The 13,294-nt window shown below is 58.6% G+C and carries 12 protein-coding genes; 5 read left to right on the forward strand and 7 right to left on the reverse strand.

The genetic code is table 11. From position 1 onward, the window contains the following. Positions 1-38: 38 nt before the first annotated feature. Positions 39-1,160: a GGDEF domain-containing protein gene (locus AB5Y90_RS15845; protein WP_005349944.1), complete on the forward strand. Its 1,122-nt coding sequence runs from the start codon at positions 39-41 to the stop codon at positions 1,158-1,160. A 33-nt stretch (positions 1,161-1,193) separates the two neighbouring features. On the opposite strand, the gene AB5Y90_RS15850 is transcribed toward AB5Y90_RS15845, so the two are convergent. Both AB5Y90_RS15850 and AB5Y90_RS15855 read right to left on the reverse strand, forming a co-directional pair. Continuing rightward, positions 1,194-1,442, reverse strand: a complete 249-nt coding sequence (locus AB5Y90_RS15850) for a YciN family protein (protein ID WP_005338382.1) — start codon at positions 1,440-1,442, stop codon at positions 1,194-1,196. A gap of 123 nt (positions 1,443-1,565) precedes the next feature. Continuing rightward, complete coding sequence (locus AB5Y90_RS15855) at positions 1,566-2,945, reverse strand: MATE family efflux transporter (protein ID WP_270819222.1); 1,380 nt, start codon at positions 2,943-2,945, stop codon at positions 1,566-1,568. Positions 2,946-3,065: 120 nt separating this feature from the next. On the opposite strand from AB5Y90_RS15855, the gene AB5Y90_RS15860 reads away from it, so the two are divergent. Both AB5Y90_RS15860 and AB5Y90_RS15865 read left to right on the forward strand, forming a co-directional pair. After that, entirely contained in the window at positions 3,066-3,923 is an 858-nt protein-coding gene (locus AB5Y90_RS15860) for an AraC family transcriptional regulator (protein WP_270819223.1), read from the forward strand. 69 nt (positions 3,924-3,992) lie between these two features. After that, entirely contained in the window at positions 3,993-5,687 is a 1,695-nt protein-coding gene (locus tag AB5Y90_RS15865) for an NAD-dependent malic enzyme (RefSeq protein ID WP_216951826.1), read from the forward strand. Positions 5,688-5,779: 92 nt separating this feature from the next. On the opposite strand, the gene AB5Y90_RS15870 is transcribed toward AB5Y90_RS15865, so the two are convergent. From AB5Y90_RS15870 to AB5Y90_RS15885, 4 genes are all read right to left on the reverse strand, one after another. Beyond that, positions 5,780-6,817, reverse strand: coding sequence for an OmpA family protein (locus tag AB5Y90_RS15870; protein ID WP_270819225.1), 1,038 nt, complete (start codon positions 6,815-6,817; stop codon positions 5,780-5,782). 231 nt (positions 6,818-7,048) lie between these two features. Beyond that, positions 7,049-8,047 (reverse strand): porin OmpA, encoded by a 999-nt coding sequence (gene ompA, locus AB5Y90_RS15875; RefSeq protein WP_005358919.1) that lies wholly within the window; start codon positions 8,045-8,047, stop codon positions 7,049-7,051. 308 nt (positions 8,048-8,355) lie between these two features. Continuing rightward, positions 8,356-9,378: a porin OmpA gene (locus AB5Y90_RS15880; protein ID WP_041202285.1), complete on the reverse strand. Its 1,023-nt coding sequence runs from the start codon at positions 9,376-9,378 to the stop codon at positions 8,356-8,358. Between the two features lie 308 nt (positions 9,379-9,686). Then, positions 9,687-10,283 carry a hypothetical protein gene (locus tag AB5Y90_RS15885; RefSeq protein ID WP_270819227.1) on the reverse strand — a complete coding sequence of 199 codons (597 nt, stop codon included), beginning with the start codon at positions 10,281-10,283 and terminating at the stop codon, positions 9,687-9,689. A gap of 258 nt (positions 10,284-10,541) precedes the next feature. Between AB5Y90_RS15885 and AB5Y90_RS15890 the strand changes: the two genes are divergently transcribed. Both AB5Y90_RS15890 and AB5Y90_RS15895 read left to right on the forward strand, forming a co-directional pair. After that, on the forward strand, positions 10,542-10,808 hold the full coding sequence (locus AB5Y90_RS15890) for a DNA-binding transcriptional regulator (protein ID WP_005338367.1): 267 nt from the start codon (positions 10,542-10,544) through the stop codon (positions 10,806-10,808). 198 nt (positions 10,809-11,006) lie between these two features. Beyond that, positions 11,007-12,347 (forward strand): APC family permease, encoded by a 1,341-nt coding sequence (locus AB5Y90_RS15895; RefSeq protein ID WP_005338365.1) that lies wholly within the window; start codon positions 11,007-11,009, stop codon positions 12,345-12,347. Positions 12,348-12,418: 71 nt separating this feature from the next. Here the strand turns inward: AB5Y90_RS15895 and AB5Y90_RS15900 are convergent, their stop codons facing one another. Beyond that, entirely contained in the window at positions 12,419-13,294 is an 876-nt protein-coding gene (locus tag AB5Y90_RS15900; protein WP_005338362.1) for a patatin-like phospholipase family protein, read from the reverse strand.

Raw genomic sequence — 13,294 nt, forward strand, 5'->3', positions numbered from 1 at the left:
GTAGAATGAGCCCTCAGTATTCATCGTGGAGACTCTGGATGCTCAAGTTGTCAGAGTTCTGGAGTGCGAGGGTTCACTCCGAAGACTTTACTCGTACTCGCATGGGCTTTATGACGGTGCGTTTGCGCCTGCTGACCTGCTTGCTGATGCTCGGATTGCCCGCCTGGGCCGTGGTGGATTGGCTGACCTTGCCCGCCGTTCATTTCGAGCAGCTGTTTCAGGCCAGGATCTTCTGCACCCTGGCGCTCTCGCCACTTATTCCGCTCTCGTATCTCATCCACTTCAAGCGGGAGCGGATGAAGCTGGCCCTTGGCTACCTGATGGCCGTGATGATGCTCTTCTCCCTCTTCTGCCTGAACAGCTTTGGCGCCGGACAGGAGTTGCAGGCGGGCTATGCGGCCTTTCCCTATCTGCTGATCACCCTGTTTGCCATCTTCCCCATCCCCCTCTCCCTCGGCTTGCAACTGGCAGGTGTGGTGCTGGTGACCATGCTGCTGGGTCACTGGCTGCTGGTGGGCCAGAGCATCTGGAGTCAGGCCACCCTGAATCAGGTGTGGGTGCTCGGCATGTTTACCATGGCCAGTTGCTGGGTGCAGTGCGGTCAACTCAACATGCTGCTGCGGCTCTATCGGGAATCGACCACTGATGAGCTGACCGGCATGATGAACCGCCGCCTGCTGATGAAGCAGCTGGAGCAGGCCAGAATCCGGCTGCAACTCAAGAAGAAGCCCTTTGCGGTGATGCTGCTGGATCTCGATCGCTTCAAGCGGATCAACGATATCTACGGCCATCTGGCGGGGGATGCGGTGCTCAAGGAGGTGGCGACCACCCTGGGGGAGCAGCTGGAGCCTGACATGGTGCTGGGGCGTTATGGCGGCGAAGAGTTTGCCATCCTGATGCACAACTGCGCCGATCCGGCGCTGGCGAGCAAAATGGCTGAGCGGCTGCGCATTGCCGTCGAGGCGCGGCTGGTGAAGAGCCCCACCTCGGACGAATTGCTGGAGGTGACGGTGAGTATCGGGATTGCCATGGCTCGTTCCGATGACACCATCGATATTCTGATCAACCGTGCCGACGAGTGTCTCTATCAGGCCAAGATGGCGGGACGCAACTGCGTGGTGGTCGAGGGGCAGAACCGCGCAAAAACAGATGCCGCCTGAGGGCGGCATCCTGTTGGCAATGTGCTGGTGCGATCAGGCCAGCTTGTACTTGCCGGAGAGCTGCTGGGCCAGCAGCTTGAACATGTTGAAGACCGCCATGGTCTTGCCGGTCGGGGTGCCATCTTCGGCCAGGAAATACTCCCCCTTGAACACCAGAATATCCCCCTTCTGCTCCACCGAATCGGCGCGCATACCGTGGATGAAGTCTTCATGCTCTTTGATGATCTTGTTGGCCATCTCAAGCAGGGCCGTCTCGGTGATCAGCTCTTTCTGTGGTTGCATGCTCGTCTCCTTAAACGACTACTGGACAGGGAAACCGTGGATCCCTGTCTCTGATTGAAGAGGCGCCCAGCATACTGCAAACAGGGTTTTTCTGTCATTGATATGACCCCGATTTGTGGCTGTTTATCCGATCACCAGATTCTTCAACCAGCAGCGTTGGCGAATACGGCGCTGCACCAGCAACACCTTGCTGAGCTCCTCCAGCAGCACCACCGCCACCACCCAGGAGAGGGGCCAGCCGAGCAGCGTGACCGCCACCCAGGCGAGCGGGATGCCGATGCACCACATGCCGACGATGTCGATGAAGATGCTGTAGTTCACATCACCGCCAGAGCGCAGCACCCCGATGATCCCCACCATGTTGAACACCTTGAGCAGCATCCCGAGGCACATGATGCCGAGCACCTGTCCCGCCTCCGTCATCAGCTCGGGGGGCAGGTTGCCGACCCACTGCAGCAGGTTGGCTTGCAGCAGCCAGACGATGATCCCCACCAGCAGCGCGCCAATCGGTGCCAGCAGCAGGAACAGCTGGGAGTGCTGCCAGGCGACCTCGTACTCCTCGGCCCCGAGCCGGTGGCCGAGCAGGGTGGAGCAGGCTACCGCCAGTCCGAAGAAGAGGGAGATAAGGATGCTCTCCAGGGTGCCGAGGGTGGTCATGATGGCCAGCGAATCGGTGCCAAGATGGGCATAGAGAAAGCCGTAAATCAGCATGCCGAAGGCCCAGAGGCCGTCATGAAACAGCAGCGGCAGGGCGATCAGGGTAAAGCGCACCACCTCCTTGCGCTTGAAGGCGGCCAGCCAGTCTGGTGCGCGCGGGATCAGGCGCGCCTCATAACGCTTTACGTAGAGCAGCAGCAGGGCTGTCTGCAGCAGCCGTGAAATGGTGGTGCCCCAGGCCGAACCGGCGACCCCCATCGCCTCGAAGCCGAAGTGACCGAAGATGAGGGCGTAGTTGAGGATGACGTTGGCGATGATGGCGATAATGCCGATGCGGGTCGGCGCGGCGGCATTGCCGACCGAGCGCAGGGCTGATTCCAGCGGCACTACGATGGCGGTACAGAGGATGGTGGCGCCGGTGATCATCAAGAATTGATCCGACAGTGCCCGCAGTGCCGGCTCCTGACTGGCAAAACCCAGCACGCTGCCCGGTGATAACACATAGATGAAGGCAAAGGGCAGGGTGACCAGCAGGGCGCCCACTATGGCCAGCGCCAGGGAGCGGCGTACCCCGGCCATCTCCCCGCGCCCGAAGTATTGTGCTGCCAATACCGAGACCCCGCCCGCGAGGCCCGCTATCACCAGCAGATTGAAAAAGAAGACCCGGTTACCCAAGCCGACCGCCGCCACAGCCGTGGTGCCAAGCTGGCTCACCATCATGATATCGATGAGGCCGAGCAGGGAGAACATCATGGATTGCAGCGAGACAGGCAGGGCCAGCCGCCACAATCGGGTCATGAACTCGCGATCGGTGGTTTGTTTTAAAATCGCTTGCCAATAATGCATAGTTGTTAACCGGGTATGAGAAAAGCAAGGTTTGTCAGGGGTATGATAGGGGCTGACGAGGCTCTTCTCACTGTGAGTAGCTCTCGATTTTCTTGTGTAAAACTATCCTGTTGAGGTGTTATGCCATTTGCCAGCGAGTGTCTGGAGATAGCGCCAGCCTGTGAAGAGCAGATGCTGGGACGTGAAGGGCTGCCCCTGCTCGGCGAGGCGGGGATCTTCCTGACCGGCCTCTCCCGGGTGCGGGGTCACTACCTGATCCGTCGCAATCGCCCCGAGTTTCATATTCTGATGGTGAGTCACGATGAGGGTGGCGCGCTGCTCACCGACGAGGGGGAGCAAGCCATTCCGGCCGGGTCGCTGATTTTCCTGCCCGCCGCCGTGCCTGGCGGTCTCAAGCTGATTGGCGAAAGCTGGCAGATCAGCTGGATTTTGCTCGATGACGTGCCGCGCTGGCAGCACCTGCACCGCCTTGGTCACCGTATCTGGCAAGGGGATGGCGGCGATCAGCTCTATCATCTGCTCAGCCTGATGCAGGGGGAGGGGGTTCGCTCTTCGCTGCAACCCCAACTGCTTAGCCTGTTGCTGGCGCTGCTGGAGCGTACCCTGCAAGGGGAGGTGCGCGGCACCCCTGAACTCAGATTGCAGGCGCTGTTTCGCCGGGTGGAGGCGCGCCTGGACGAACCCTGGAGTGTCGCCCTGCTGGCCGAACAGATGGCTTGCTCCGTGCCTCATCTGCATCGCCTCTGTCAGCAAGCGTTCGGTATGGGGCCGATGGCGAGGGTGACCGAGCTCAGAATGAACAAGGCGCGCCAGCTGCTGCTCTATACCAACTGGCCACTTGGCGAGCTGGCGGCTCGGGTCGGTTACAGCGATGGGGCCAACTTTGCCAACCGCTTTCGTCGTCTGACTGGTCAGACCCCCGGCGCCTTTCGTCGACTGGGTCGCAAACCTTTTGCAACGGATGTGCAAACTCTTTGAAATTAATGAGACAAGCCCCTAGGATCGGCGGGTCCCTGCGTCTAGCTAACCGTTTAGGTACCAAGATCCATGTTTGAAGATAATAACCAGAAACGTCCTCTCTACATTCCCTACGCCGGTCCCGCCCTGCTGGAGACCCCTTTGCTCAACAAGGGCAGCGCCTTCACCAGCGAAGAGCGCAGCAACTTCAACCTCGAAGGTCTGTTGCCCCAGAATATCGAGACCATCGAAGAGCAGGCCGAGCGCGCCTATCGCCAGTTCATGGCGTTTGGCAACGACATGGACAAGCACATCTATCTGCGCAACATCCAGGATACCAACGAGACGCTTTTCTACCGTCTGCTGCACAACCACCTGACCGAGATGTTGCCCATCATCTACACCCCGACGGTGGGCAAGGCGTGCGAGGAGTTTTCCAACATCTATCGCCGCGCCCGTGGCCTGTTTATCTCCTATCCGGACAAGGACAGGATCGATGACATGCTGCAAAACGCCACCAAGCAGAACGTCAAGGTGATCGTGGTGACCGATGGCGAGCGGATCCTGGGTCTGGGTGATCAGGGGATCGGCGGCATGGGCATTCCCATCGGCAAGCTGTCGCTTTACACCGCCTGTGGCGGCATCTCGCCTGCCTACTGCCTGCCGGTGGTGCTGGATGTGGGCACCAACAACCAGCAACTGCTCAATGACCCCTTCTATATGGGGTGGCGCAATCCGCGTATCTCGGGGGATGAGTACGCCGAGTTTGTCGATGCCTTCATTCAGGCGGTCAAGCGCCGCTGGCCCGATATTCTGCTGCAGTTCGAGGATTTCGCCCAGAACAACGCCATGCCGCTGCTCAACCGCTACAAGAACGAGCTCTGCTGCTTCAACGACGATATTCAGGGTACCGCGGCTGTGACGCTGGGCAGCCTGATCGCCGCCTGCAAGGCCTCCGGTGCCAAGCTCTCCGAGAAGCGGGTTGCCTTCCTCGGTGCGGGCAGCGCTGGTTGCGGCATCGCCGAGCAGATCGTGGCGCAGATGAAGGCCGAAGGGCTGACCGATGCGCAGGCCCGCAGCCGGGTCTTTATGGTGGACCGCTTTGGTCTTATCACCGACAAGATCCCCAACCAGCTCGACTTCCAGCGCCGTCTCTCCCAGCCGGTGGAGCGGATCAAAGACTGGCCGGTGGGGGACAACATATCCCTGCTGGAGGTGATGGAACACGGTCGCCCGGACATCCTGATCGGGGTATCCGGTCAGCCGGGGCTGTTTACCGAAGAGGTGGTCAAGACCATGCACAAGCACTGTGCCCGTCCCATCATCTTCCCGCTCTCCAACCCCACCTCCCGGGTCGAGGCGACGCCGGCAGACCTCATCCGCTGGACCGACGGTCAGGCGCTGGTGGCAACCGGCAGTCCGTTTGCACCGGTGGAGTACAAGGGCAAGCGCTACGTCATCGCCCAGTGTAACAACTCCTTCATCTTCCCGGGGATCGGCCTTGGCGTCATCGCCTCCGGCGCCACCCGGGTGACTGACGCCATGTTGATGTCGGCCAGCCGCGCGCTGGCGGAGTGCTCGCCGCTGGTGAAAGGGGAGGAGGGCTCCCTGCTGCCGGACCTGGCGGATATCCATCAGGTCTCCCGCTACATCGCCAAGATGGTGGCCAAGACCGCCATGCTGCAGGGCAAGGCGGTGCAGACCCCGGACGAGGTGATCGATCAGGCCATCGAAGCCAACTTCTGGCATCCGGAGTATCGCCGCTACCGCCGCACCTCCTTCTGATTGGGGAGAAGGGAATGCCACGGCAAAGCAAAAGGGATGCGAAAGCATCCCTTTTTACTGCACGTCTGACATGGTTATCGCCTCAAGATTAACTACTCGCTGGCGCCCTGTACGCCGGTGACGCGCACCTCGACCCGGCGATCCGGCCCAAGGCAGTCTATGAGGGCGGCTCTGGCCTTGATGTCGTCACACTGGTTGCCGGTGACCGGATTGCTCTCGCCATTGCCCTGAATGCTTACCTTGTCGGCAGGCAGCCCTTTGTTGATCAGAAAGTCGGCAACGGTTTGGGCCCGAGCTTCTGACAACCTCTGATTGCTGGCATCCGAGCCGATACGGTCGGTATATCCCATCACCACCGCACTGCCATCCTTGGGTTGTACATCGACGATCTGCTGGTAGAGAGCGTCCAGCGCGCTCATCCCCTCCGGTTTTAAGTCCGCTTTGCCAAAGGCGAACAACACATCGGAACTGAGGTTGAAGGTCTGATCTACCACCTCCGGTTCGGCCGGTGGCGGGGGGACCACGACCGGGGCGGGCGTGGGGGCTGCTTCTTTGGGTTGGCTGCGGTTCGGGTGTATCACCAGTTCCAGCGTGGCGGTGCTGATGTCGCTGACCCAGCGCTGGGTACCGCTGTTGGCTTTGCCGTTATCCGGATCATCGCCAACGCGCACTATGTAACGGTAGCGTGCCTGCAGATCGACCCAGTCATGGAGCCGGGCCGTCACTCCCAGGCCTGCCAGCGGCGCCAGGTTGTCGTCCCCGCCATTGACCGATTCGACGTGATAGATATAGCCACCGCCTTCGGCAAAGATCGAAAACATCTCGCTGAGCGGCAGGCGGCCAATGACTGACAGCGTGGCTCCCTTGCTGTTGAAGTCATGGTCGCTGATATCCCAGTCACCGGTGGAGAGATAGCCAATCTCTGCCCCCAGATTTTCCGTGAAGTTGTAGCCGCCAAACAGGGAGAGCGCAGTCGCATCCTTGCCGACATCCTGACTGAAATCATTCAGATTGTGGGCAATGGCCCAGCCACCGCCAATCCCGGCATACCAGTCGTGAACCGGTTCCGCTTGTGCGCCTGTGCTCGCCAATGCCAGTGCAATCCACACAGGTTTTACTCTTATGTTCATCGCGTATCCTCGTCGATGTTTGGTGTAGTGGGGTTGCCTGCTGGTCAAACCCCACACTTATGTATAGGTGACGGGCTGTTTTTAACCACCAAAGAGGTATGGGGGGCGACACGCCGTGAACTAGAGCGCGAGACGGGAAGAGGAAGGGGGCAAAAGAGGGTACAAGGTGGGTGAAATAAGCGGCAAGAAAAAGGAGGCCAGGTGGCCTCCTTGTTATGTCGGACTGCAGGATTATTGTTGTACTTGCTGCACGCCGGTGACGCGTACTTCTACACGGCGATCCGGCGCCAGGCAGGAGATCAGCTGAGCCTTGCCCTTGACGCTGTTGCACTGGGTGCCGGTGACCGGATTGGCTTCACCGCGACCTTCGATGGCAACTTTGCCAGCCGGCAGACCTTTGCCAACCAGGAAGTCGGCTACGGTACGGGCACGCGCTTCGGAGAGTTTCAGGTTGTAGGCATCAGAACCGATACGGTCGGTGTAACCGACGACCACGGCGCTGCCATCTTTCGGCTGAACATCAACGATCTGCTGATACAGGGTGTTCAGCGCTGCGACACCTTCTGGCTTGAGGGTGGATTTGCCAAAGGCAAACAGCACGTCAGAGCTCAGGGCGAAGTTCTTGTCGACCAGTACCGGCTCGGGAACCGGCTCAGGCGCAGGGGCGGCAACCGGGGCAACATAAGAGGTGCGGTTCGGGTGCATCACCAGCTCCAGGGTCGCGACGCTCATGTCGCTCTCCCAGGTTTTCTGCTCGTCACCCAGATTCCACAGATAGCGGTAGCGTGCCTGCACATCGATAAGGTCGGAGAGCTTGGCAGTCAGACCCAGACCCGCCAGCGGTGCAGTGCCGTTGTCGCTGTTGCCATTGCCGTTGACGTGATTGAAGTAGGCACCACCTTCAGCAAACACCGAGAAGATGTCGCCCAGCGGCAGGCGGGCGATACCGGAGAGGGTTGCACCCTGGGTTTTGAAATCTGCACCGTCAACGCCCGCTTTACCGGCGTAGAGGTAGCCCAGTTCAGCTGCGTAGTAGTCGTTGAAGTTGTAACCGCCGAACAGGCTCAGCGCAGTGGCATCTTTGTCAGTGTCTTTGCCAAAATCATCCAGACCGTGGGCATAAGCCCAACCTGCACCAACACCGGTGTACCAGTCATCGGCAGCCTGAGCTGTGGTGCCTGCGGCGGCGAGCGCCAGTGCAATCAGGGTAGGAGCCATTTTGAGTTTCATCGGTTTATCCTCGTTGTGTTAGCCCATGTCGGGCAATGCACTTGTTTTTATTGCTGCGAAAAATCGCCAGCAAAGTGGATAGCGAAGGCTTTGGACTCTCATGATGCATTGGCGTCATGGACAACAGACCGGACAAGAAGCGCTTTTTAGTGCTTATCCAATACCTTACAGGCGCAACTACTTTATGCTTTCGAGACGGGGCAGGCAAGGGCAGGGAGGCGGGAGTGAGGGATGCAAGCGAGAACGAGACAAACAGAAAGGGATGCCGCAGCATCCCTTTTTTTTCGCACTATCTGAACGAGGTCAGATTATTGCTGAACTTCTTGTACGCCAGATACGCGAACTTCTACGCGACGATCCGGAGCCAGGCAGGAGATCAGTTGAGCTTTAGCAGTTACGCCGTTGCACTTGGTGCCGGTAACCGGGTTGGCTTCGCCACGACCTTCGATGGCAACTTTGCTGGCAGCCATACCTTTGCTCACCAGGAAGTTGGCAACGGTACGGGCGCGGGCTTCAGACAGCTTCTGGTTGTAAGCGTCGGAACCGATACGGTCGGTGTAACCAACAACAACAGCGTTGCCATCTTTCGGCTGGAATTCAACGATTTGCTGATACAGACCGTTCAGGGCTGCAACGCCTTCCGGCTTCAGGGTGTCTTTGCCGAAGGCAAACAGCACGTCTGAGTTCAGGGCGAAGTTCTTCTCTACCACTTGCGGAGCAGGAGCCGGAGCTTCTTCAACAACCGGAGCAGCTACCGGAGCTACGTAGGAAGTACGGAACGGGTGGTATACCGCTTCCAGAGTAGCAACGCTCTGGTTGGACTTGTAATGGGTGCCGTCAACGTTCAGGTCAGCCACGTCCCACATGTAGCGGTAGCGAGCTTGCAGATCCAGCGCGTCACTTACTTTGTAAGTCACACCAGCACCGGCCAGCGGGGAAACTTTAGTGTCGCTGATGCCCAGACCGTCGGTGTGAGCCCAGTAGGCGCCGCCTTCAGCGAACAGGGAGAAGTCGTTGCCAACCGGCATACGAGCGATACCGGACAGGGTGGCACCCTGGTTTTCGTAACGCAGACCTTCGGTGTTGCCACGACCGGCATACTGGTAACCGAATTCGGTACCGAAGTTTTCGGTGAAGTTGTAACCAACGAAGGCGTTGGCTGCAGCTGCATCTTCAGTACCAGCGTAACCGCCGCCATCGATCTTGTTCAGACCATTGAAGTGAGCAGCACCGACACCTGCACCGAAGTAGATGTCGTCAGCGGCGTGAGCAGCGGTAGCACCCAGAGCAGCCATGGCGATGGCGATCATGGAAGGAGCCATTTTCATCATAAAAAAATCCTCGTTGAGATCGCACGTTATTCACGTGCTTCACACTTTGTAATTTATGTAAGCTGCAGGCTCCGCCGTACGGCTGGCGTCGAGTCTGGCAGATGACCCGGTATAACCGGGTTGCACACTCTCCTGGTGTGTCGAGTGCGCTGGCATGGCACGCAATGCGTGAGAAACCACTGCCAGGCAACTGATGTCATTCCGATGACGAGGCGCACTCTATGCCGATTTTAAAACATGATCAAGCTCACAAATGAGCCTTGTGGCAAATTGTGTCGTGCCCTTAACTGGCTGTTTATTTTGATTAATTAGTGATCCAGATAGGCCCTGTGAAGTTTCTTCTCCAGCTTCATATAGGCCTGAACCCAGTCGCTATGCGGGCTGGCAGGATTCGCTCTGGCGGCAAAGACCGCAAGGTAATCAGCCTGGGTTGCGCTCTGCAGCAGGGGGGTAAATGTCATCAAGAAATGTCGGGCCAGATAGGGGTCAAGGGGCCAGATGTTGAGGATGGCGCGAGCCACAGGCTGAACCGCAGCTGAACAGATGAAGTGGCGGTGTCCCGCCTCCAGCCAGTCGGCCATCTCGCACATGCCCGATTCGGGCACCAGACCACCATCACCCGGGGTGGTTGCCAGAGCAATCGCCTGACCATTTACCGTGATGAGCTGCTCATTGTTATGCAGGGTGCCGTCGTGTCTGCGCAGGGCCAGGTCCGGGCATGCCTGTTCAAGAAACAGGCTGCAGCTCTCCGGCAGGGCGGCCAGCAGCTCGCTGGCGTGGCTGGACATCAAGGCCGGAAGCCAGAATGCTTCGGCGCGATATTGTTCACCTTGCAGGCGCTGTTGTGCCAGTTCTTCTGTGCTGGATACGGGGTGCAGGCGAGAGATAATGCCGGGAAACGCCATACTTATTCCTCTTAATGGGTATCCGGCGGATTATACGAGTTATTGGGGGGGCCACAATAAAGGTTTCTTTTCGAGACTGTTTACCTGAGGCGGCTGAGCGATTACCATCCCCCCTTGAAGGCAAGGGTTGTCGCCGAAAGGCGCTCATAAGATAGAGGCTCGACCATAACGAGTCCGAACAAAACTGATACACTTGACTACGAGTCGTCGCGAAAAATAAAAGGCGGAGTAAATCCGCCAAACGGAGTATGGAACATTATGAATTCAAATATCGTCACTGTTGGCAAGAAGATCCGTCAGATCCGTGAAGCGGTCGGTTTGAGCCGTCCGAAGTTTGCAGATTTGCTGGGTGTTCCTCCCACCACGCTGAAAAACTACGAGCTGGGTTACCGTGAAGTTGGGGGCGCCTTCCTGGTTGCCCTGGCGCACCACCCGGATTTGCACAAGTTCACCCTCTGGCTGCTGGCAGACAAGAAAGTCGCCGAAATCGGCCAGATTGGCCCGGATGACCTCGCCAAGGCGTGATCATCGATGTGAATAGAAATGCCGCCTTCGGGCGGTATTTTTTTGGGTTGCCGATCGATATTTTGATCTAACACGCTTTGAATTATCCATGCAGGCCAACGAGAATAAGCGGCCCCGAAAAGTGGGCCCCTGGTGGTATCTGGCCACCTGAACACTATTACATTCAGGATGATATGAGCAATCGTATGGAGTATGGGTATGAGCAGTAATGAGTTGGATAAACGCTATGGCCTGATGACTGCCATTGCGATGGTGGTCGGCGTGGTGATCGGCTCCGGTGTCTTCTTCAAGGCCGATGATGTACTGCGTCTGACTGGCGGTAATCTGGCCATTGCGCTGCTGGCATGGGCGCTGGGGGCATTTTCGATGATCTTCGGCGCGCTGGTGTTTGCCGAGTTTGCCCAGCGGATCGAAAAGTCCAACGGTATCGTCGATTATGCCGAAGCGGCATACGGCAAAATGTTTGGTTATCTGGTGGGGTGGTTCAAAGGCGTACTCTATTACGCCCCTCTTTCCGCCATCCTTGCCTGGGTCGCCGCTCTGTACACCATGATCTTGCTCGGCAGTGATAATCCGACCAACTCTGGTGCGACCTGGATACTGGCGGCTGTCTATATGACGGTCACCTATCTGATCAACTTCTATACCCCGGTCCTGGCGGGTAAGCTGCAAGTGGGCTCTACCCTGATCAAGTTGATCCCGCTGATCCTGGTTGCCATTGTGGGCACCATTTCAGGCTTGCTCAATGGTGTCACCGTGACCAACTTTGTGCAGGCAATGGATGGGATAGGAAGCACCGGAGGCACTCTGGCCACGGCCGTGGTTGCCACCGCCTTCGCTTATGAGGGGTGGATCGCCGCCGTGACCATCAACAGCGAAATTCGCGATTCCAAGAAGAATCTGCCGAGAGCGCTGGTGATTGGCACCCTGATAGTCTTTGTGGTCTATGTCACCTATTTTCTGGGGATCGCCAGCGTCTTGCCGACGGACGAGATAGTGGCGCAAGGGGATAACGCGGTAAATCTCGCGACAACCAGCCTGTTTGGCGGGACTGCCTCGACCATTTTGACCGTGTTTGTGATTATCTCCTGCCTCGGCACCCTCAATGGTCTGGTGTTGGCGACCATGCGCATTCCCTACTCGCTGGCGATCCGCAATCAGGGGCCTGCCCCCAAGTGGATGAGCCGTATCGAACCGCATCACCACATGCCAATCAACTCGGCCCTCGCGGCAGCGTTGTTGTCGGTGATCTACTCAGTGTTGTGGTACTGCAGCATCAACGAGACATTCGGTCGTTACATCGCCCTGGACGAGATGCCGATCGTGCTGATTTATGGCCTCTATCTGTTCCTCTATGTCTGGTACATGCGCACCTTTACCGAGTTGGGCTGGATAAAGCGGTTTGTGATCCCGACCTGCGCCACTCTGGGCGCGCTCATCATTCTGTATGGCGGTATCACCAATCCCAGTCTGGGGCTCTATCTGCTGGTCTCTGTGGGGGTGATTCTGCTCGGGTTGCTCTTCTACCGTAAGGAGTAACCGGGTAAGTAAGTTGAAAAAAAAGCGCCGAATGGCGCTTTTTTCATGTGTAAACCGTAGCATGTCGACAACTAACTGCCCAGCAACCCGAGGCGGCCCAGTTCATCCTTGAGCTGATCGAGATTGCGCTCGACGCAAGCTTCCCCCTCGTTGATGGCATCGCTGGCACGATGAAAATCCATGATGGAGAAGCTGCCAAGGCGCGGGCAGAGCTGGATCTCCGGCGGGTCACCGGCCATCCGGGCGCGGGTGATCCGCTCCTGCATGATGTTGATGGAGCCACTCATCACGCTCCACAGACCCGGGGTGGCTGGCGCGGATTCACCGCGATTGAGCCACTGGCTGAGCAGGCCGCCGCTGCCGGGTTGATCCGGCTCGTCGGTCCAGGGTTGGTGCATATCGGTGTTGAGGTTGACCGCAATCACCACCTCGGCCCCCATGGCGCGGGCCAGCGAGATGGGCACCGGATTGACCACGGCACCATCGACCAGCCAGCGGTCGTTGATCCGGGTCGGGGTGAGGATCCCCGGCATGCCGCAGGAGGCGCGCACCGACTGGCGCAGCGGGCCCTGTTGCAGCCAGATTTCGCGGCCGGTATCGAGTTCGGTGGCGATGCAGGCGAAGGGGATGGGCAGATTCTCGAGATCGGGGTCCCCCAGATGGCTGGCGGCAAGGCCAAACACCTTTTCGCCGCGAAACAGACCGCCGGAGAGGGCCGGGTCGAGCAGGCTGACCACCTGCAGGCGGGTAAAGCCGCGCACCCAGGTTTCCAGCCGATCCAGTTCACCGGCGGCATAGGCGGCACCGACAAAGCTGCCGATGGAGCAGCCTGCGATCAAATCCGGTTTGATGCCGAGACGTTCAAGGGCGCGGATGACGCCGATATGGGCCCATCCTCTGGCGGCGCCGCTCCCGAGAGCGAGCCCTACGCGGGGTTTACGTGGCAC

It is taken from the genome of Aeromonas sp. R4-1, assembly GCF_040908325.1.
Lineage (GTDB): Bacteria > Pseudomonadota > Gammaproteobacteria > Enterobacterales > Aeromonadaceae > Aeromonas > Aeromonas veronii.